Origin of the sequence: Actinosynnema sp. NPDC059797, assembly GCF_042732085.1 — a bacterium.
GTDB lineage: Bacteria > Actinomycetota > Actinomycetes > Mycobacteriales > Pseudonocardiaceae > Actinosynnema.
Genome location: NZ_JBHWIE010000017.1, coordinates 1 through 19,560, shown reverse-complemented (window position 1 = coordinate 19,560; position 19,560 = coordinate 1). Strand labels below are relative to the sequence as shown.

The window sequence follows — 19,560 nt, the reverse complement described above, 5'->3', positions numbered from 1 at the left end:
GATGGGGTGATGTACTCGCTCCACCTGCCCCAGGCCCGGCTGCTGTTCTTCTTCCTCGGACTGGTGCTGACGTTCGTCTTCATCCGGATCAGCGTGCGCATGATCCGGGCGGGCGTGCGGTGGTGGCCGGGCAACGTCACCCCTGGTGGGACGCACATCCACCACGTCGTGTTCGGCGCGGTGTTCATGATGCTCGGCGGCGTGACCGGCCTGGCCGCGGCCGACGACCAGTACGGGGTGCGCGCGGGCGCGGCGGCGCTGCTGGGCGTCGGCACGGCGCTGGTGCTCGACGAGTTCGCGCTGATCCTGCACCTGCGCGACGTGTACTGGACCAAGGACGGCAGGCTGTCGGTCGACGCGGTGTTCCTGGCGATCGGCATGACGGGCCTGCTGCTGCTCGGCGCCCGCCCGCTGGGCTACGAGGAGTTCTACGGCGACGGCCTGGCGGTGCGGGTGGTCCTCATCCTGGTCAACCTGGGGTTCGCGGTCGTGGCGCTGCTCAAGGGCAAGGTGTGGACCGGCCTGCTCGGGCTGCTGGTGCCGGTGCTGCCGGAGATCGGCGCGGTGCGCCTGGCGCGGCCGGGTTCGCCGTGGGCGCGCTGGCGGTACACCGAGGGCTCCCGCAAGCTGCGCCGCGCCTACCAGCGGGAGGCCCGGATCCGCCAGCCGCTGATCCGCGCCAAGATCCGCGTGCAGGAGTTCATCTCCGGGCGGCACGACCTCGACGCCTGAGGCCGTCCGGAGCACCGACTTCGGGGGTCCGCAACGTACGACTCGCCGGTCCCGGGCGTACGACTCGCGCGGTCCAGTAGGTCTTTTGAGAAAACTCTCGGCGATAGGGTGGGTGCCATGCAGCGGACGCGGTTCGGCGACATGGTCTGTTCGATCGCGCGCACCATGGACGTCATCGGCGAGCCGTGGTCACCGCTGGTCCTGCGCGACGTCTACCTGGGCGTCACGCGCTTCGACCAGCTCCAGGCCGGCCTGGGCATCTCCCGCAAGGTGCTCGCCGAGCGGTTGCGCTGGCTGGTCGAGCAGGGGGTGCTGGAGCGGCGGCCGTACTCGACCAAGCCGCCGCGGCACGAGTACGGGCTCACGCCCAAGGGCGTCGAGCTGGTCGAGCTGCTGATGGTGATGGTCCGCTGGGGCGACCGCTGGGCGGCGGGCGAGGCGGGCCCGCCCGTGCTGTACCGCCACCGCGCGTGCCGGCGCGTCGCGCACGTGGAGCTGCGCTGCTCGGAGTGCGGCGAGCCGATGGGCCCGGCCGACGTGGACGTGCTGCCGGGCCCCGGCCGCCGCCGGCCGGACCTCAGTTGACCAGGATGCCCAGTTCGGCGCAGTCGGCGGCGGTGTCGCCCTCGCACAGGTCCCCCGGCTTGACCGCGCTCTGCGCCACCAGTGCGCGCACGTTGTCCCTGGTGATCAGGTCCGCGCCCAGCAGCACCGACTTCACGTCCCGCCGCGAGACCAGGTCGCGCGTGTTGCCGGTGGCCAGGTCGTCCGCGCCGCTGTGGTCGCCCTTCGCCACGGCGATGGCCAGCCGCGCGGCGGCCTCGGCCTCGTCGCGGATCGGCTTGTAGACCGTCATGCACTGCTCGCCGCGCAGGATGGCGCGCAGGCCCTCCAGGGTGGCGTCCTGCCCGGTCACCGGCACCTGCCCGGCCAGGCCCCTGGCCCTGAGCACCTCGATGACCGCGCCGGCCAGGCCGTCGTTGGCCGCGACCACGCCGTCCACGCGCCCGGCGTTGCCGTTGAGCATCTGCTCGAACTTGGCCTTGCCGATCAGCGGGTCCCACTTGTCGATGGCCTCGCTGCCCACCAGCCGCAGCTCGCGGCTGTCGTAGAGCGGGCCGAGCAGGCGGCGCTGGCCGTCGGCGAACAGGGTCGCGTTGTTGTCCTGCGGCGCGCCCTGGAGTTCGATGACCTGCGCGCCCGGCTTGTCGCCCAGGCACTTCAGCAGGCCCTCGGCCTGCAGCTCGCCCACGTTGAGGTTGTCGAACGAGACGTAGTACTCGGCGTGGCCGCCCAGGCTGATCCGGTCGTAGTTGATGACCGGGATGCCCGCCTCCTTGGCCTTGCGCTCGACCTCCGCGCCGCCCTCCGGCGTCAGCGGGGTCGTCATCAGCACCTTCACCCCGCGCGCGATCATCGAGTCGGCGATGCTCGCGAACCTGGCCTCGTCGCCCTCGGCGTTCTCGATGACGCCCTCGATGCCCGCGAAGTTGAACGCCCGGCTGAGCAGCGGCGCGTCCTGCGTCTCCCAGCGGTCCGACGACGTGCGGTCGGGCAGGATGACCCCGACGACCGGTTTGTCCTCCTCGCCGCCCGCGCTCGGGGCCAGCGGGTCCGGCCCGCTCCCGCAGGAGGCCGCGGTCAGGATCAGCAGACCGGTGGACACGGCTCTGGCCAACCTTTGCATTCGCCAACCCCTTGTCCGGCCACGTCGACGCCGACGGACCGAAGAAAGTCAATGTTGCGGAATTCCATCCCCCCGGTGGCGGGTTCGTCAAGACGTAGCAACCGACCGGCTCCGAATGGGCCGCGCCAATGGGGCGGTTGACCTTGGAACCTGGTCACAACGGCTGCTCAACCGGTTGCTTCGGCCGTAACTATCACGCTCCGCACCTGATTGGTCACGGAGCCGGAACGTGCGAAAGGGGGCTCGTCTTTCGGCAATTTCTGTGCGAAAGTGTCGCCTGCCGAACCCTGGCCGGGTGTGTGAGGAGAAGACAGCGTGAGAATCATCCCCGCAGCGCTGGTGGCCGCGACCGCCGCGGTTCTGCTCGCCTTGGGCGCCGGGCCGGCCGCCGCACAGGTAAAGCCGGACCAGACCGTCGCCGAAGTCTCGAAGTCGCTCACCTACCTCTCGACGAGCGCCGTTCAGGACAACCGCGACATGTAGTTCCCGTGAAAGATCCCCGCTCACCGCGAACGGCGAGCGGGGATTTCGGCACGTCCGCGGCTCAGCCCAGGGCGGTGCCCAGCGCCTGCCAGTCCAGGACCGGCGCGGCCAGGTCGCGGATCGCGGCCAGCAGCCCGAGCCGCGCCCGCCGGACCTCCGGGTCCTCGGCCATCACCAGCACGTCGTCGAAGAACGTGTTGACCGGCGCGGTCAGCACGGTCGCCGCGGCCGCGAACGCCGCCAGGCCGGTCACCCCGGCCGGCACCCCGCCCAGGGCCTCGTGCAGCGCCACCTCGGCGGGCTCGGCCAGCACCCGCGGGTCGTACTCGCCGACGGTGTCCGCGGGCACGATCCGCCGCACCCGCTGGAGCGCGGCGACCAGCGCGGCGAAGTCCGGGTCGCCGGCCAGGTCGGTCAGCTCGGCCAGCGTCGCGTCGGCCACGGCGGGCGCGTCGGCCAGCGGCAGCACCGCGTTGACGAACCGGTGGTCGTGGCCCGCGTCCAGCAACTGCTGCTCGTAGCGGCGCACCGCGAACTCGCGCGCCACCTCCAGCGCCTCCGCGGACACCTCCAGCTCCTGCGCGGCCAGCGACAGCGCCCTGGTGAGGGTGATGTCCTTGAGGTCCGGGAACGCCCGCAGCACGCTCACCGCGCCCAGCGCCGCCCGCCGCAGCCCGAACGGGTCCGAGCTGCCCGTGGGGTTCGCGCCGATCCCGAACAGGCCCGCCAGCAGGTCGAACCGGTCCGCCAGGGACAGCAGCGCGCCCGGCCTGGACCCCGGCAGCGCGTCGCCCGCGGAGCGCGGCAGCTCCATCTCGAACAGCGCCCGCGCGACCTCGGGGGTCTCCCCCGCCCGCTCGGCGTACTCGCGGGCCATCACGCCCGCCAGGCTCGACAGCTCGATCACCATCTGCGAGCCGAGGTCGAACTTGGCCAGCTCGCCCGCGCGCGCCAGCGTGTCGTCGTCCGCGCCGACCACCTCGGCCAGCCGCCGGGCCAGCACCGCGATCCGGCCCGCCCGGTCGGCCATGGAGCCCAGCTTGTCCGCGAACGTGAGCTTGTCCAAACCGGACTTCATGTCCTCCAGCGGCGTGCGCAGGTCGGCGCGCCAGAAGAACGCGGCGTCCTCGTAGCGGGCGCGCAGCACCGCCTCGTTGCCGGCGCGGACCAGGTCTTCGTCCACGTCGCCGTTGGCCACGGCCACGAAGTGCGGCAGCAGCGAGCCGTCCCGGCCGCGCACCGGCAGGTAGCGCTGGTGCTTGCGCATGACCGTGGTGAGGATCTGCGCGGGCAGCTCCAGGTAGCGCTCCTCGAACGAGCCGAGGATCGGCGTGGGCCGCTCGACCAGGTTGGTCACCTCGTCCAGCACGCCGTCGAGGTCCACCACGCCGCCGACGGACGCGGCCAGCCGCTCCGCCTCGGCCACGATCGCGGCCCGGCGGTCCTCGGCGGACACGACGATCCCGTGACCGGCCAGGAACTCCCGGTAACCGTCCGCGGTGGACACCTCCACCACCGGCTGGTCGGCGGTGCGGTGCACGCGGGTCCTCGGCTCGGCCCGGAGGGACGACACGGCGACCGGCACGGGCGTGGCGCCCAGCAGCGCCAGCAGCCACCGGATCGGGCGGGTGAACGACAGCTTCGGGTCGTTCCACTTCATGTTCTTCTCGGCGCGCAGCTCGGCCACCACCTCGCCGAGCAGGCCGCTGAGCACCTCGACCGCGCCGCGGCCGGGGTCGGTGCGCACCACGGCGACGTGCTCGACGCCGTTCTCGGTGACGCGGCCGAGCTCCTCGACGGCCACGCCCTGGCCGCGGGCGAAGCCCTGCGCCGCCTTGGTCGGGTTGCCGTCGGCGTCGAACGCGGCCGACACGCGGGGGCCGCGCGCGGTCTTCTCGGCGTCCGGCTCGCGCGGCGCGACGTCGGCGACGAGCACCACGACTCGGCGCGGCGTGCCGTGGACCTCGATCGCGCTGTGCGCGAGGCGGGTGGCGGCGAGCTTGTCGGCGACCGCGGCGCGCACGGCGTCCACCGTGCGCGTGACCTCGGCGGGCGGCAGCTCCTCGGTGCCGATCTCGAACAGCAGCGCGGCGGGCTCGGAGACCTCGGGGAAGGTGTCGGGCGGGGTCGCCGGCGCCGGGGCCTCGGCCAGGCCGAGCGGGTGGCCCAGCTCCTCCCGGCGGGCCGCCCACAGCTGGGCGACCTCGCGGGCCAGGCCCCGCATCCGCCCGAACGCGCGGGCGCGCTCGGTGGTGCTGATCGCGCCCCGGGCGTCGAGCACGTTGAACGCGTGCGAGCACTTCAGCACGTAGTTGTGCGCGGGCACGGGCAGGCGCGCGTCGAGCATCCGGCGCGCCTCGGCCGCGTACTCCTCGAACAGCCGCTTGTTCGCCTCCACGTCGGCGTCGTCGAGGTAGTAGCGGCTCATCTCGTACTCGGACTGGCCGAACGCCTCGCCGTAGGACACGCCGGGCGCGTACGCGATGTCCTTGAAGTGGTCGACGCCCTGGAGCGCCATCATGATCCGCTCGATGCCGTAGGTGATCTCCACGGACACCGGGTCCAGCGACATGCCGCCGGCCTGCTGGAAGTAGGTGAACTGGGTGATCTCCAGGCCGTCGAGCCAGACCTCCCAGCCCAGGCCCCAGGCGCCCAGCGCGGGCGAGGCCCAGTTGTCCTCGACGAACCGGACGTCGTGCGCGCGGACGTCGATGCCCAGCGCCTCCAGGCTGCCCAGGTACAGCTCCTGGGGGTTGCCGGGGTCGGGCTTGAGGATGACCTGGAACTGGGTGTGGGTCTGGAGCCGGTTCGGGTTCTCGCCGTACCGCGCGTCGTCGGGCCGCACGCTGGGCTCGACGTAGGACACGCGCCACGGCTCGGGACCCAGCACCCGCAGCACGGTGGCCGGGTTCAACGTACCGGCGCCGACCTCGGTGTTGTACGGCTGCACGACGATGCAGCCCCGGTCGGTCCAGTACTTGGTCAGCGCGAGCAGCGCATCCTGCATGGTGAGCACGGGGTCAGAGTCTACGAACGCCGTGAAGTCGACCTCACAATCGGGTTACCGCGCTGGTCAGGACGGGTCGGGACCCGGTATCACGGCGTCACCGGGAAGCCCTGTGCGAGGCTTGTCCGCAACCCGGGCGCGGGTTGACGCGTCCCTGGGGGCGTACCCGGGTATTCGGAGGGAGTGGGAGTGGACAACCGGCCGCCGGGGCCAGGCGAACCTGACGGGTTCCGCGGGCGACCCGTTCCTCCTCGCACCCCTCCGACGGGCAGGCGCGGGGCGCCCGAGCCGCCGTCCGGGAGGCCGGGCGCCGAACGCGCGCCCGGTGACCGGCCGCGACGTGCCGTCCCGCCCGCGCCCGACCAGGACCGCCCCGGACCGCGTCCCCGTCCGGCCACCCCGCCCCGACCCGCGGACGCGCCCCGGCCCGTGCGCGGGCAGGCCGACCCGAGGGCGGCCGGCGACGGCGTCGAACGGGGTGGGCGGGCCGCCGGACCGCGCGGTGACGCGGCGGGCGCGGGCGGTCGCGCCGCACCGCGCCGGGTGAACCCGGCCGCGCGCGCCGCCGCGCCGAGGGCCCGGACCGAGTCCGAGAGCACGGCCAGGATCGACGGCGACGCGGCCGAACGGGCCGAGTCGGCCGGGCGGGCGCCCGCGCCGGCCAACGCGGGCCGCGTCGTGGCCAGGTCCGGCGGGGTCGCCGCGCCCAAGGCCCGCGCCGAGGAGATCCGCCGCGCCAGGGCGGCGGCCGCCGCCGAGCCCGAGGAGCGCCCGAGGCCCGCGCCCGTGCGCACCGGGCCGCCGCGCGGGCGACCGCCGCAGCGCGCCCGGAACGGGTCGCTGGTCGGCCGCACGGTCCTCGCGTTCTTCTCGACGGTCGTGCTGCTCGGCACCGGCTACGGCTGGGCCAACTACCAGCAGCTGAGCAAGAACCTGTCCACCACCGACGTGATCAGCGACGGGGGCGGCGGCGAGAAGCCCGCCGACGGCTCGATCGACATCCTCATGGTCGGCATGGACAGCCGCACCGACGCCAAGGGCAACCCGCTGCCCCAGGAGGTCCTCAACGAGCTGCAGGCCGGCGACGAGACGGCGGGCGGCCTGAACACCGACACGATCATCCTCATGCACGTGCCGAACGACGGCGGCAAGGCGGTCGCGGTGTCGTTCCCCCGCGACTCCTACGTGAAGATCGCGGGCGGGTACGGGCGGCACAAGATCAACTCGGCGTACGGCTACGGCAAGAACGAGGGCCTGGAGGAGCTCCGGAAGGAGGGCGTCACCGACCCCGCCCAGCTGGAGACGGGCTCCCGCCAGTACGGCGCCAAGACCCTCATCGGCACCGTCGAGGACCTCACCGGCATCACCGTCGACCACTACGCCGAGGTCAACCTGGTCGGCTTCTACGAGATCACCAAGGCCATCGGCGGCGTCGAGGTGTGCCTGAACCAGGCGACCCGGGACGAGTTCTCCGGCGCGGACTTCCCGGCGGGGCAGCAGCGGATCCAGGGCCGCGACGCGCTGGCGTTCGTCCGGCAGCGGCACGGCCTGCTGCGCGGCGACCTCGACCGGATCGTGCGGCAGCAGGTGTTCATGGCGGGCCTGGCCAAGCAGGTGCTGTCCGCGGGCACGCTGTCCGACCCGGGCAGGCTCGGCGACCTGATCGACGCGCTGACCAAGTCCATCGTGCTGGACGAGGGCTGGGACGTGCTCCAGTTCGCCAACCAGATGAGGAACCTGACCGGCGGCAACCTGCGGTTCGAGACCATCCCGACCGGCAGCCTGGAGCTGGAGACGCCCGAGGACGGCCTCGCCGTCGAGGTGAAGGAGCGCGAGGTCGCGAAGTTCTTCGAGGGCCTCGGTGGCGGCGCGGTCACGCCCGCCGACACCACGACGAGCGTCGACCCGGCCACCGTGGTCGTGGAGGTCTACAACGCCTCGGGCGTCGGCGGGCTGGCCGGGCGCGTGCTCCAGTCGCTGGTGACCGAGGGCTTCGTGGACGGCGGCACCGGCAACGCCCCGTTCGAGGAGGTCTCGGCGGTCCGCTACGGCGAGGGCGGCGAGGCGGCGGCGGAGGCCGTCGCGGACGCGCTGGGCATCGACGTGGAGCAGGACGACGAGGTGCCGGCCGGCCGCACCCGCGTGGTCGTGGGCAGCGACTACACCGGTCCGGGCGCGCAGAACTTCGCGGGCGGGCCGCTGGTCGGCCTGGACGGCGCGCGGCGGCAGCCCACCACGACGGACACGACGACCGAGCAGCCCATCACCGCGGACGGTGTGCGCTGCGTCAACTGATCCCGGGGGGCGGTTCATGGGGGACTTCGGCAGGCGGGCGCGCGACCGCGCGGCCCGGTTCGCCCGCGCGCTGACGTGGCGGCGGGCGCTCGCCGCGGCCGTGGCGCTCGCGGCGCTGGCGGTCACGCCGTGGGCGTGGGTGCAGCTGAGCAGCGCGCCCTACCGGCACACCGCGGCCGACGTGCCGGAGGCGCCGGTGGCGCTGGTCCTCGGCGCGGGCCTGACCAGGTCGGGCACGCCCACGTCGTTCCTGGCGGGCCGGCTGGACGTGGCGGCCGAGCTGTACCGGACCGGCAAGGTGCGGGTGCTGCTGGTCAGCGGTGACAACAGCACCACCGACTACGACGAGCCGGGCGCGATGCGGGACTACCTGGTCGCGCGCGGCGTCCCCGGGCAGGTGGTCGTGGCCGACTACGCGGGCTTCGACACGTGGGACTCGTGCACGCGCGCCAAGCGCGTCTTCGGCGTGTCGGCGCTGACCGTGGTGACCCAGTCGTTCCACCTGCCGCGGGCGGTGGCGCTGTGCCGGGCGGCGGGGCTGGAGGCCAACGGCGTGGGGCACGACACCTCGCGCGGGTGGGCGGCCACGACGGCCTACGGGCACTTCCGCGAGGTCTTCGCGGCGGTCAAGGCGATGTGGGACGGCCTGGTGGCCAGGCCCGACCCCACTTTCCTCGGTCCACTGGAGAGTGGCGTGACCAGCGCTTTGCGGCTTTAAACACTACTCTCAGTACTACTGGGTTAGCCCGATCGGGCGATAAACCGGACAAGGTGCGTAAGCAACCGACGAGTAATGCCTTCCATCTGCGTGGGTCCACCGGGACCCGGGGTGGACATGGAGGACTCGACGGTGCAGATCGACACAGCGGCGTACCAGCGCGTGCTCGGTGATGAGCTCCGCAGCCTTCGCAAGCAGCGGGGGTGGACCCGCAAGGAGCTCAACCGCCGGCTGCAGAGCGACATCTCGCTCCAGACGCTGGCCACCTACGAGCTGGGCACCCGCCAGTGCTCGGTGGTCCGGCTGGTGGAGATCTGCACCGCGCTGGGCGTGCCGGCGCACCAGGTGCTCGCCCGCGTGCACGAGCGGGTGTTCGGCGACGCGCCGGCCGGGCACCTGCCCGTCGACCTCACCTCGGTCGTCACCGACGGCAGGCCCCAGCTGCTGCCGCTGCGGCGCTGGGCGCAGGGCCGGCTCGCGCAGCTCGTGCCCGGCCAGTCGACCGAGGTCCACCTGGACCTGCCGGCGCTGGAGTACATGGCCCAGTTGTGCCAGCTCAGCACGGTGGAGCTGATCAGGACCCTGCGGGAGCTGGACCACCACGGCCACCGGTAGCATCGGGGGGACTCCCCTCCCACCCACCGATGCAGGACGTCGCTTGCCGAACACTCCAGGTGCAGACCCAGCCCGCCTGCCGCTGCGCACCGCGGCCGCCGTGCGACTGGGCAACATGAGCTCGAAGCTGTCGCAGAAGATGGGCCTCGGCGCCGGCGGCATGATCGGCGGCCGGGTCGCGCTGAGGCTCGACCCGCAGGCCCTGGCGAACCTGACCCAGGGCCGCACCGTGGCCCTGGTGACCGGGACCAACGGCAAGACCACCAGCACGATGATGCTCAGCCGCGCCGTGGGCGCGCTGGGCGAGGTCGCCACCAACCACGGCGGCGCCAACATGCCCGACGGGCACGTGACCGCGCTGTCCAAGCAGCCCGACGCGCCGTACGCGGTGCTGGAGGTCGACGAGGGGTACTTCCCCGAGGTCGCGCGGGCCGCCGGGCCCGACGTGGCGGTGCTGCTGAACCTGTCCCGCGACCAGCTCGACCGGGTCGGCGAGGTCCGCACCATCGAGAAGTCGCTGCGCACCGCGCTGACCGGCGTGCCCGGCGTCGTGGTGGCCAACTGCGACGACGTCATGGTGACCTCGGCGGCGCGCGACGCGAAGTCGGTGGTGTGGGTGGCCACCGGCACGGGGTGGCACAACGACGCGGCCTCGTGCCCGCGGTGCGGCGACCCGATCCACTGGCGGGGCGAGCACTGGGCGTGCACCGGGTGCGACCTGGCGCGGCCGCGGCCGCACTGGGTCACCGGCGACGGGTTCCTGGTGGCGCCCAACGGCGCGAAGGTCGAGCTGTCGCTGCGCCTGCCCGGCAAGTTCAACCAGGCCAACGCGGTGATGGCGACGGCGGCGGCGCACGTGCTCGGCGTGCCGGTCGAGGAGGCCGTGCAGCGGTTGCGCGCGGTGTCCAACGTGGCCGGTCGGTACCGGACCGTCCAGCGGTCCGGGCACAAGGCGCGGCTGCTGCTGTCGAAGAACCCCGCCGGGTGGAGCGAGACGCTGACCGTGGTGCGCGAGGCCGACCACCCCGCCGTGCTGGTGATCAACGCGCACGAGGCCGACGGGCGCGACCTGTCGTGGCTGTGGGACGTGCCGTTCGAGAAGCTGCGCGGCCGGCGGGTCATCGCGTCCGGCGAGCGGGCGACGGACCTGGCCGTCCGGCTGACCTACGCCGAGGTCGAGCACACGATCGTGCCCGACCCGCTGAAGGCGATCGACGCCATGCCGCCGGGCGCGGTCGAGGTGATCGCCAACTACACCGCTTTCCGCGACCTGAACGCGAGGGCCGCCCAGTGACCACCAGCAAGGTCTCCATCGCCCTGGTCCTGCCGGACCTGCTCGGCACCTACGGCGACTTCGGCAACGCGGTGGTGCTGGAGAAGCGGATGACGTGGCGCGGCATCCCGGCCGAGATCGTCACGGTGCGGTTCGGCGAGCCCGTGCCGGACTCGTGCGACATCTACGTCGTGGGCGGCGGCGAGGACACGGCGCAGACGCTGGCCGTGCGGCACCTGCGGGAGCACCCGGGCATGCAGCGGGCGGCCGCGCGCGGCGCGGTGGTCCTCGGGGTGTGCGCGGGCATCCAGATCTTCGGCGAGTCGTTCACCCGGGCCGACCAGGTGACGCACGCGGGCCTGGGCCTGATCGACTCGACGTCGCACGCGGGCGGCAGCCGGGCCATCGGCGAGGTCATCGCCACGCCGGCGAACGGCCTGTTCGAGGGCATCCTCACCGGCTTCGAGAACCACCAGGGCCGCACCGTGCTCGGCCCGTCGGCGCAGCCGCTGGCGCACGTGAAGGTCGGCACCGGCAACGACGGGTCGGTCGAGGGCGCGGTGCAGGGCCGCATCCTGTGCACCTACCTGCACGGCCCGGTCCTGCCGCGCAACCCGCAGATCGCCGACCTGCTGATCGAGTGGGCCACCGGCACCCGCCCGGCCCCCCTCGACCTGCCCGACGTGACCCGCCTGCGCACCGAACGAGCCAAAGCAGCCGGCGTCTCCGCCTGAAACCCCCGCGTGTCCTCCACTCGGACATCGCGTGTCCTCCGCTCAGGCACCGTGAACCGACCGCTCGGGCACCGCGCCCCGGCCGGTTCCCGGTGTCCGAGTGGAGGTTTCGCGGTGTCCGAGTGGAGGACACGCGATACCGGGGTGGAGGACACGCGGGGTTAGGCCGGGAGTTTGGTTCGGCGGGCCCTGGTCAGGGTGTAGTCGGACGGGTTGAGGGTCTTGGTGCGCATCCAGTAGCGCCAGGTGAAGCCCGGCCAGACGGTGCGGTTGACGCCCTGCGCGTCGAGGTACCAGCTCTTGCAGCCGCCCTCGGTCCAGACGCCCCTGGTGAGCTTGCGCTGGAGCTGCCGGTTGAAGCGGGCCTGCACCTCCGGCCGCACGTCCAGCTCGTCGGCGTGGTGGCGGTCGAGCAGCTCCAGGCACTGGCGCACGTAGCGGATCTGCGACTCGATCATGAACACCACCGAGTTGTGGCCCAGTCCGGTGTTCGGGCCCAGCAGGAAGAACAGGTTGGGGAAGCCCGAGACCGTGATGCCGTAGTAGGTCTCGATGCCCTTCTCCCGCCACTGCTTGGCCAGGTCCACGCCGCCCTTGCCGGTGATGTTCAGGTAGTCGAACGCGTCGACGACGTGGAAGCCCGTGCCGTAGATGATCACGTCGACCTCGTGCTCCACGCCCGCCCGGTCGACGATCGAGCGCTCCCGCACCTCCGCGATGCCGTCGGTCACCACGTCCACGTTGTCCCGGTTCAGCGCCGGGTAGTAGTCGTTGCTGATCAGCACCCGCTTGCAGCCCATGGTGTAGTCGGGCGTCAGCTTGGCGCGGAGGGCCTCGTCGGCGACCTGCGAGCGCATGTGCCGCTTCGCGATGTTCTGCGCGAACTCCATGATCTTCGGGTGCACGGCGAACCCGAGCGCGGTCGACTCCCGCGTCCAGTACACGAAGTCCCGGTACAGGCGCTGGGCGAGCGGCAGCGCGCGGAACAGCCCCTGCTCCCACGTGGTGATGGACCGGTCCATCTTCGGCATCACCCACGGCGGGGTGCGCTGGAACAGCGTCAGCCGCTCGACGTCGCCCGCGATGCGCGGCACGAACTGGATGGCGCTCGCGCCCGTGCCCACCACGGCGACCTTCTTGCCGCGCAGGTCGTAGTCGTGGTCCCACCGCGCCGAGTGGAACGCCCTGCCCTCGAACGCCTCGATGCCGGGCAGCTCCGGGACGTTCGGGAGGTGCAGCGCGCCGACGCCCGCGACCAGGGCCTTGGCGGTGTAGGTGTCGCCGTTGGCGACGGTGACGTGCCAGACCTTGGCGTCCTCGTCCCACCGGGCGCCGCTGACCTCGCTGCCGAACCGGATGTGCGGGCGCAGCCGGTACTTGTCGGCGACCTCCTTGAGGTAGGCCCAGATCTCCGGCTGCCGGGCGAACATCCGCGACCAGCGCGGGTTCAGCTCGAACGAGAACGAGTACATGTGGGACGGCACGTCGCACGCGCAGCCGGGGTAGGAGTTGTCCCGCCACGTGCCGCCGAGGTCGCCGGCCTTCTCCAGCACGACGAAGTCGTGCTGCCCGGTGCGCTTCAGCTCGATCGCCATGCCCAGGCCGGAGAAACCCGTGCCGACGACCAGGACCTTGACCTCTCGGTGCATGCCCGTCCTCCCAGTCCAGCGACTACTCCCCAGTAGGTTACTTGAAGTAAGTTACCTCCGGTAGTCTCGACTTCGTGACCACCGCGGAGCCGCGTCGCCGCCGGATGCCCAAGGCGCAGCGCAAGGCGCAGATGCTCGACGTCGCCGAGGCCGTGTTCGCCGAGCGCGGCTACCTGGCCGCGTCGATGGACGAGATCGCCGAACGGGTCGGCGTGTCCAAGCCGATGCTCTACGAGTACTACGGCTCCAAGGAGGGCCTGCTCATCGGCTGCATCCACCGCGCGCGCACGGAGCTGCTCGACCGCACGCAGCAGGCCATCGCGGGCGCGGAGGGACCCGAGGAGGTGCTGCGCCGCGGCCTCCTGGCGTTCTTCGAGTTCATCGGCGACCACAAGCAGTCGTGGGCGCTGCTGCGCCAGGAGGCGGCCATCACCGTGCCGTCGGCGGTGGAGGAGGTCGAGGGCATCCGCCGCCAGCAGACCGACCTGATCGGGGCGGTCATCACGGGCCTCGTGCCGGGGATCGACCCGGTCGAGGCCGAGGCCTTCGCGGAGATCGTGGTCGGCTCGACCGAGCGGCTGGCGCTGTGGTGCGAACGCCGGCCCGGGATCGGGCCCGCGCGCGCGACCGACTACGTGGTGGACGTGGTGTGGCGGGGCATGGCCGCCCGCGTCACGCCCGCCGGCGGCTGAACAGCACCAGCAGCGCGCCCGCGAGCACCCCGCCCAGCCCGAGCAGGGTCGGCCACAGGGCGCCCGGCCCGGTGTTCGCCAGCACGCGGGTGGAGCCCGGCGCGGCGTTCGGCGCGGACTGGCGGGTGGTGACCACGACCGCGGCGACGGACGGGGCGGTCGTGGTCACCCGGGCGCCGGAGTTCGCCACGCTCGTGGCCGGCGCGGTCGACGTGGCCGACGCCGCCGACGTGGCCGGGGTGGTCGTCGCGGCCGACGTGCCGGACACGAGCGCGGTGGTCGTGGTGGTGCTCGTCGCCGAGGTCCCCGAGAGGTCCACGGTGGTCGTGGGCGCGGTGGTCGTGGCGTGGCACGGCGGTTCGCCCCGTTCCCAGCACCCCCCGGCCGACGCCACCCCGGGCGCCGCCAGGAGCCCGAAACCCAAGCACGCCACAACGGCCAAACGTCGCCTCATTACATCTCCTGGATCAGTGGACTACTACGAACGGCCTATCGGCGGGTGGAAACTACTCGTTACCGGTCGGGCACGCGCTGTACGCGCCGCAGAGCCGCACAACTCCCGTCTCGCTCACTCGTTAGAGGGACAGAAGGCATGTTCGGCCCGATTCGCCGGTCATATGGGAGGACGATCGACGGAAGGCCGAGCCATGCCCACACCCCCCATCACCGCGAACTACCGGCGCGTCGGCGACGACTGGGCGATCACCGTCCGCGCCGGTGACGCGGAACTCGCCGCGACGGCGCCCGGGCTCATAGCGGCGCGCGTCGCGGTCGACCAGCTCGTGGCCGAGCTCGCCGGCGGGCGCCGCCACCCCGCCGTGGTCCACCTGCTGGACGGGGACGCGTTCGCCTTCTCGGTGGCGTACCTGCACACCCGTGCGGGTCTCGCGCCGCCACGGGCGGGCGAAACCGAACCGAACGGCACTCACGGGCAGGTCATGGAGGGCTGAGGCGGCCCGCTCCGGCCTAGGATGACCGCCCAAAGGCGACGGGAGCGCAGACATGGCGACACCGGTTTACAGCGGAGCACGGACGGCGCAACGGGGCAGACCCAGGGACGCCAGTCGGGACGACGCGTTGCGGCGGGCCGCGCTGGAGGTGATGGCCGAGGTCGGCTACCGGGCGCTGACCATGGACGCCGTCGCGGCGCGGGCCCGCGCGGGCAAGGCGACCATCTACCGGCGCTGGGAGTCCAAGCTGGACCTGGTGATCGACACGTGCACGCAGCTCGCGCACCGGAACCTGCCCGAGCCGGACACCGGTTCGCTGACGGGCGACCTGCGGGAGTTCCTGAGCGGGTTCGCCGCGTTCCTGTCCGGCCCGATCGGCAAGGCGGCGCAGGCGCTGGTGGGCGAGCTGCCGCACGAGCCGGAGCTGGCCGCGGCGTTCCGCGAGACGTTCCTGACCGCCCAGCGCGACGTGCTGCGGCGCATCCTGGAGCGCGCCGACGAGCGGGGCGAGCTGCGCCCCGAGGCGCCCCGCGGCATGGCGGTCGAGCTGGCCGGCGCGGCCCTGATCTACCGGTTGATGCTGACCGGCGACCCGCTGGACGTGCCGTTCGTCGACCGCGTGGTGGAGCAGGTGCTGGTGCCCCTCGTCGCCAAGGGGCCCCAACTCACGGGGGTGCAGCTCACGGGGGCGGAGCTCACCTGAACAGCTTGCGCAGCAACGCGAACGCGACGACCGCGCCCACGGCGATCAAGGCGAACTTGACCTTGGGCTCGTCGAGCTTCGCGCGCACGCTCTCCTTGCCCGACTCGACGAAGCGCTGGGGGTTCGCCCTGTCCCCCAGCTCGTCCAGCGTCGCGGCCAGCGCGTCGCGGGCCTGCTCGATCTCACGCTGGATGGTGTCCGGGTCGCGCGCCACTTGTCCTCCCTCGCCACGGTTGCCCGCCAACCGTAGTTCAGGCGCGGGCGCGATGGTGACCTGACCGGTCCCACCGGCGTTTCACGACGCCGTTCCCGGCCGGCCGGGGTTCCGCGCGCGGCGCGTGGCGATAGGCTGAGCGTGACGGGCTCGTAGCCCAATTGGCAGAGGCACACGGTTTAGGTCCGTGCGAGTGAGAGTTCGAGTCTCTCCGAGCCCACCAGGCGCCCCCGGTCGTCGGCCGGGGGCCGCTCACCCCAGGTGGCGCAGCACCTCCAGCATGGACTGCGGGTCCACCGAGGCCGGGTCGTCCTCCGCGCACGCGGCCAGCTCCGCGCGGACCGCGGCGGTGTCCAGGCCCGTGCCGATCAGCACCAGCTCGGTTCGGCGCGGCCCGTCCCACGCCGAGCGCTCGAACCGCAGGAACGCGCCCACGGTGTGCAGGGAGAACCGCTGCCGGTGACCGGGCACGTCGAACAGCACGAACCCCTTGATCCGGTACAGGCCCTTGGGCCGGCGGTCCAGGAAGGCCGTGAACCGCGATGGGTTCATGGCGCCCCCGGTGAAGTCCACGCTCTCGTAGCGCACGTGGTCGTGCTCGTGCCCGTCCTCTTCGAGGAGGTCCTCGAACGAGAGCTGGCCGTACCGGGCGCGGGGCCGCGGGTCGAACAGCAGCGCCGGGTCCACCCGCCCGAACTCCGCCCGCACCACCGGCACGCCGGGCTTGAGCCGGTCGACCTCCGCCTCCAGGGCGGCCGGGTCGGCGGCGCGGTCGACCTTGTTCAGCACCACCAGGTCGGCCACCCGCAGGTGCCGCGCGAGGTCGTCGGGGAACTCGGCCGCGTCGACCAGCAGCACCAGGCCGCCGTAGGACAGCCGCGGGTTCTCGCTCGCCAGCACCATCCGCGCCATGGCCTGCGGCTCGGCCAGCCCGCTGGCCTCGATCACGATGACGTCCACCCGCGGTTCGAGCCTGGCCAGCATCTCGTCCAGCTCGGAGACGTCGATGGCGCAGCACAGGCAGCCGTTGCCCAGCGACACCGCCGAGTCGACCTGCCCGGCCACGCTCATCGCGTCGATGCCGATGGCGCCGAAGTCGTTGACCACCACGCCGACGCGGGTGCCCCTGGCACGGGCGAGCAGGTGGTTGAGCAGCGTGGTCTTGCCGGCGCCGAGGAAACCGGCCACGACCACCACCGGGGTGCGCCTCACGCGACGCGATCCTAGCCGGCCCCGCCCCGGGGGCCGTAGGCGGCGGCGATGTACTGCTCCATGGCCGCGGTCACGCCGTCGAGGTCGTCGGTGGCGACGAGGTCGAGCAGCAGGCCGCGCGCCACGGCCAGCCCCAGCCGGGCGCGGGCCTCGGCCACCTCCGGCGCGAACCCGCGGGCGCGCTCCAGGGCGGCGATGGGGTCGACCCACCGGGAGACGATCCCGTCCAGCAGCGCGGTCGTGCCCGGACGGCCCTGCGCGGCCTGCCCGTACAGCTCGAAGAACAGCCGTTCGTGGGCGCGCAGCGCCGGGTCGGCGAGCACCCGCCAGAACTCCCGCGCCGCCTCCGCCGGGTCGTCGGTGCTCAGCGAGGCCAGCACCGCCCGCTGGTTCTCCTCGACCGCCTTCACCACCTCGACCAGCAGGCCCTCCTTGGAGCCGAAGTGGTAGATGAGCATCCGGTGGCTGGTGCCGACGGCCGCCGCCAGCGAGCGCAGGCTCACCTCGCCCAGGCCGTGCGCGGCCAGGTGGTCCACCACGGCCGACAGCAACCGCCCGCGGGCCCCTTGTCCTCTCATGTACCAAATGGTACATGTACCGCATGGTACAGAGAGTGGACGTCACGGTGCGCAGCGAGGCGCCGCCCGAGGCCGTGTACCGGCTGGCCGCGGACAGCTCCACCTGGCCGGACTGGTCCCCGATCGTGTCCTACGAGCGGGAGCGGGCGGGTGACGCGCGTGGAGTCGGCGAGATCCGGGTATTCAAGAACAAAGGTCGCAAGGCGCTCACGAGGGAGGAGGTCGTCGAACTGACGCCGAACCGGCGGGTGGGCTACGTCCTGCTGTCGGGCCTCGCGATACGCGACTACCGGGCCTCCATCGACCTCACGCCGGACGGCGGGGGCACGGTGGTCCGCTGGCACTCGTCGTTCGAGCCCGGCGTGCGGGGCACGGGGTGGCTCTACCGCCTGGTGCTCCAGGCCGTGATCTCCCGCTGTGCCGAGGGGTTGGCCGCGCACGCCACGCGGTCGAGCTGAGGCGTCGCCTCGCCGGGACCGGGGTCTCCCCCGGACCCGCACTGGGGTTTTCCACACCCGGCTGTGAGGACGGCTTCATGGTGACCACGTCGGCCGGTTCGTAACTTGGGATCATGGATGTCGTCTCGTGGGTCACCGACCTGATGGAGAAGCTGGGCGCGCCGGGCGCCGGGCTCGCGATCGCGCTGGAGAACCTGTTCCCGCCGCTCCCGAGCGAGGTCTTCCTGCCGCTGGCCGGGTTCACCGCGAGCCAGGGCAAGATGAACCTGGTGGCCGCGATCCTGTGGACCACCGCGGGCTCCGTGATCGGCGCGCTGCTGCTGTACTACCTGGGCGTCGCGCTCGGGCGTGAGCGGATCCGCCGCATCACCGAGCGGATGCCGCTGATGAAGGTGTCCGACGTCGACCGCGCCGAGCAGTGGTTCAACCGGCACGGCAAGAGCACCGTCTTCTTCGGCCGGATGGTGCCGGTCTTCCGCAGCCTCATCTCGATCCCGGCCGGCGTCGAGCGGATGCCGGTGCCGCTGTTCACCCTGCTGACGGCGGCGGGCAGCCTGATCTGGAACACCGCGCTGATCCTGGCGGGCTACTTCCTGGGCGCCAACTACCACGTGGTGGACCAGTACCTGGGGGTCGTGTCGAAGGTCGTGCTGGGCCTGGCGGTCGTGGGCGTAGTGTGGTTCGTGGTGTCGCGGGTGCGGCAGCGCAGGCGGGAGGAGGCCCAGGAGGAGGAGCCCTCCGCGCGGGGCTAGCGCGGCACCCGGCGAGGCCGGTGGTGAGGAGCCGTCGGCGGCTCCGCTCGTCCCGGGTGACCTAGGCTGCGCCCCATGACGGAGATCACTCCCTTGTTGATGTTCCAGGGCCGGGCGGAGGAGGCGATGACGTTCTACACGTCGCTGTTCCCGGGCTCCGAGGTCCTCACGCTCACCCGTTACGGCCCCGAGGGCCCGGGCGCGGTGGGCTCGGTCGTGCACGCGACGTTCACGTTGGCCGGGCAGCGGTACGCCTGCATCGACAGCTCCCAGCCGCACGACTTCACCTTCACCCCCTCCGTCTCGCTCTACGTGAACTGCGAGGACGAGGAGGACCTGGACCGGTTGTACGCGGCGCTGTCCGAGGGCGGTGAAGCGCTCATGCCGCTCGGCGACTACGGCTTCAGCCGCAAGTTCGGCTGGGTCAACGACCGGTTCGGCGTCTCCTGGCAGCTCAACCTGCCTTCGTGACCCCCGACGGGCCTCACGCGCGCAGGTAGCGCAGGATCGCCAGCACGCGCCGGCTGTAGCCGTCCACACCGGACAGACCCAGCTTGTCGAAGATCGAGTTCACGTGCTTCTCGACCGCGCTGCGCGAGACGTGCAGCAGCGCCGCGATCGCGTTGTTCGTGTGCCCCTCGGCCATGCGGGCCAGCACCTCCCGCTCCCGCCCGGTGAGCACGTCCAGCGGGTGGCTCGTGCGGGCCAGCAGCCGGCGCACCACCTCGGGGTCGAACGCGACCCCGCCGGAGCCGACGCGGCGCAGCGCGTCCAGGAACTCCCCCACCTGGACCACCCGGTCCTTGAG

At 72.5% G+C, this 19,560-nt stretch carries 22 protein-coding genes and 1 tRNA gene; 15 read left to right on the top strand and 8 right to left on the bottom strand.

Going from position 1 to position 19,560, the window contains the following annotated elements; all coding sequences use genetic code 11:
- The first annotated feature begins 9 nt into the window (after positions 1-9).
- Together ACFV4N_RS07975 and ACFV4N_RS07970 are read left to right on the top strand one after the other, a co-directional pair.
- Positions 10-732 carry a hypothetical protein gene (locus ACFV4N_RS07975; protein ID WP_499671734.1) on the top strand — a complete coding sequence of 241 codons (723 nt, stop codon included), beginning with the start codon at positions 10-12 and terminating at the stop codon, positions 730-732.
- A gap of 117 nt (positions 733-849) precedes the next feature.
- Positions 850-1,317 carry a winged helix-turn-helix transcriptional regulator gene (locus ACFV4N_RS07970; protein ID WP_499671733.1) on the top strand — a complete coding sequence of 156 codons (468 nt, stop codon included), beginning with the start codon at positions 850-852 and terminating at the stop codon, positions 1,315-1,317.
- Here the strand turns inward: ACFV4N_RS07970 and ACFV4N_RS07965 are convergent.
- Complete coding sequence (locus ACFV4N_RS07965) at positions 1,310-2,419, bottom strand: sugar ABC transporter substrate-binding protein (protein ID WP_499671732.1); 1,110 nt, start codon at positions 2,417-2,419, stop codon at positions 1,310-1,312. The genes ACFV4N_RS07970 and ACFV4N_RS07965 overlap by 8 nt on opposite strands.
- Before the next feature lie 315 nt (positions 2,420-2,734).
- On the opposite strand from ACFV4N_RS07965, the gene ACFV4N_RS07960 reads away from it, so the two are divergent.
- Positions 2,735-2,902, top strand: a complete 168-nt coding sequence (locus ACFV4N_RS07960; RefSeq protein WP_499671731.1) for a hypothetical protein — start codon at positions 2,735-2,737, stop codon at positions 2,900-2,902.
- A 61-nt stretch (positions 2,903-2,963) separates the two neighbouring features.
- Here ACFV4N_RS07960 and ACFV4N_RS07955 read toward each other — a convergent pair whose 3' ends face one another.
- Complete coding sequence (locus ACFV4N_RS07955; protein WP_499671774.1) at positions 2,964-5,909, bottom strand: glycine--tRNA ligase; 2,946 nt, start codon at positions 5,907-5,909, stop codon at positions 2,964-2,966.
- 429 nt (positions 5,910-6,338) lie between these two features.
- Between ACFV4N_RS07955 and ACFV4N_RS07950 the strand changes: the two genes are divergently transcribed.
- The 5 genes from ACFV4N_RS07950 (at position 6,339) to ACFV4N_RS07930 (ending at position 11,544) form a co-directional block, all read left to right on the top strand.
- Positions 6,339-8,204: an LCP family protein gene (locus ACFV4N_RS07950; RefSeq protein ID WP_499671730.1), complete on the top strand. Its 1,866-nt coding sequence runs from the start codon at positions 6,339-6,341 to the stop codon at positions 8,202-8,204.
- Between the two features lie 16 nt (positions 8,205-8,220).
- Positions 8,221-8,922, top strand: coding sequence for a SanA/YdcF family protein (locus ACFV4N_RS07945; RefSeq protein ID WP_499671729.1), 702 nt, complete (start codon positions 8,221-8,223; stop codon positions 8,920-8,922).
- A gap of 132 nt (positions 8,923-9,054) precedes the next feature.
- Positions 9,055-9,537 carry a helix-turn-helix domain-containing protein gene (locus ACFV4N_RS07940; RefSeq protein ID WP_499671728.1) on the top strand — a complete coding sequence of 161 codons (483 nt, stop codon included), beginning with the start codon at positions 9,055-9,057 and terminating at the stop codon, positions 9,535-9,537.
- A gap of 115 nt (positions 9,538-9,652) precedes the next feature.
- Positions 9,653-10,831, top strand: a complete 1,179-nt coding sequence (locus ACFV4N_RS07935) for a Mur ligase family protein (RefSeq protein WP_499671727.1) — start codon at positions 9,653-9,655, stop codon at positions 10,829-10,831.
- Positions 10,828-11,544: a type 1 glutamine amidotransferase gene (locus ACFV4N_RS07930; protein ID WP_499671726.1), complete on the top strand. Its 717-nt coding sequence runs from the start codon at positions 10,828-10,830 to the stop codon at positions 11,542-11,544. Before ACFV4N_RS07935 ends, ACFV4N_RS07930 begins: the two co-directional genes overlap by 4 nt.
- A 161-nt stretch (positions 11,545-11,705) precedes the next feature.
- Here the strand turns inward: ACFV4N_RS07930 and ACFV4N_RS07925 are convergent, their stop codons facing one another.
- On the bottom strand, positions 11,706-13,193 hold the full coding sequence (locus ACFV4N_RS07925) for a flavin-containing monooxygenase (RefSeq protein ID WP_499671725.1): 1,488 nt from the start codon (positions 13,191-13,193) through the stop codon (positions 11,706-11,708).
- 74 nt (positions 13,194-13,267) lie between these two features.
- Here ACFV4N_RS07925 and ACFV4N_RS07920 point away from each other — a divergent pair, with 74 nt between their 5' ends.
- Positions 13,268-13,885, top strand: a complete 618-nt coding sequence (locus tag ACFV4N_RS07920; RefSeq protein ID WP_499671724.1) for a TetR/AcrR family transcriptional regulator — start codon at positions 13,268-13,270, stop codon at positions 13,883-13,885.
- Here ACFV4N_RS07920 and ACFV4N_RS07915 read toward each other — a convergent pair.
- A complete protein-coding gene (locus tag ACFV4N_RS07915) occupies positions 13,866-14,309 on the bottom strand; it encodes an LPXTG cell wall anchor domain-containing protein (RefSeq protein ID WP_499671723.1) in 444 nt (147 codons plus the stop codon). The two genes, ACFV4N_RS07920 and ACFV4N_RS07915, sit on opposite strands and share 20 nt — an antisense overlap.
- Positions 14,310-14,532: 223 nt before the next feature.
- Between ACFV4N_RS07915 and ACFV4N_RS07910 the strand changes: the two genes are divergently transcribed.
- Positions 14,533-14,835 carry a hypothetical protein gene (locus ACFV4N_RS07910; RefSeq protein WP_499671722.1) on the top strand — a complete coding sequence of 101 codons (303 nt, stop codon included), beginning with the start codon at positions 14,533-14,535 and terminating at the stop codon, positions 14,833-14,835.
- 52 nt (positions 14,836-14,887) lie between these two features.
- Positions 14,888-15,538: a TetR/AcrR family transcriptional regulator gene (locus tag ACFV4N_RS07905; protein ID WP_499671721.1), complete on the top strand. Its 651-nt coding sequence runs from the start codon at positions 14,888-14,890 to the stop codon at positions 15,536-15,538.
- On the opposite strand, the gene ACFV4N_RS07900 is transcribed toward ACFV4N_RS07905, so the two are convergent.
- Entirely contained in the window at positions 15,531-15,752 is a 222-nt protein-coding gene (locus ACFV4N_RS07900) for a DUF3618 domain-containing protein (RefSeq protein WP_499671720.1), read from the bottom strand. The two genes, ACFV4N_RS07905 and ACFV4N_RS07900, sit on opposite strands and share 8 nt — an antisense overlap.
- 146 nt (positions 15,753-15,898) lie before the next feature.
- Between ACFV4N_RS07900 and ACFV4N_RS07895 the strand changes: the two genes are divergently transcribed.
- Positions 15,899-15,975: transfer RNA gene (locus ACFV4N_RS07895), tRNA-Leu, on the top strand.
- Positions 15,976-16,004: 29 nt separating this feature from the next.
- On the opposite strand, the gene ACFV4N_RS07890 is transcribed toward ACFV4N_RS07895, so the two are convergent.
- On the bottom strand, positions 16,005-16,964 hold the full coding sequence (locus tag ACFV4N_RS07890; RefSeq protein ID WP_499671719.1) for a CobW family GTP-binding protein: 960 nt from the start codon (positions 16,962-16,964) through the stop codon (positions 16,005-16,007).
- A gap of 11 nt (positions 16,965-16,975) precedes the next feature.
- A complete protein-coding gene (locus ACFV4N_RS07885) occupies positions 16,976-17,542 on the bottom strand; it encodes a TetR/AcrR family transcriptional regulator (RefSeq protein ID WP_499671718.1) in 567 nt (188 codons plus the stop codon).
- Positions 17,543-17,577: 35 nt separating this feature from the next.
- Here ACFV4N_RS07885 and ACFV4N_RS07880 point away from each other — a divergent pair, with 35 nt between their 5' ends.
- The 3 genes from ACFV4N_RS07880 to ACFV4N_RS07870 all read left to right on the top strand — a co-directional run bounded on the left by ACFV4N_RS07880 (position 17,578) and on the right by ACFV4N_RS07870 (position 19,223).
- Complete coding sequence (locus tag ACFV4N_RS07880) at positions 17,578-18,000, top strand: SRPBCC family protein (protein ID WP_499671717.1); 423 nt, start codon at positions 17,578-17,580, stop codon at positions 17,998-18,000.
- Positions 18,001-18,113: 113 nt separating this feature from the next.
- Entirely contained in the window at positions 18,114-18,752 is a 639-nt protein-coding gene (locus tag ACFV4N_RS07875) for a DedA family protein (protein ID WP_499671716.1), read from the top strand.
- A 75-nt stretch (positions 18,753-18,827) separates the two neighbouring features.
- Positions 18,828-19,223 (top strand): VOC family protein, encoded by a 396-nt coding sequence (locus tag ACFV4N_RS07870; protein ID WP_499671715.1) that lies wholly within the window; start codon positions 18,828-18,830, stop codon positions 19,221-19,223.
- A gap of 13 nt (positions 19,224-19,236) precedes the next feature.
- On the opposite strand, the gene ACFV4N_RS07865 is transcribed toward ACFV4N_RS07870, so the two are convergent.
- A partial coding sequence (locus ACFV4N_RS07865) for a response regulator transcription factor (protein WP_499671714.1) occupies positions 19,237-19,560 on the bottom strand: 324 nt, incomplete at its 5' end.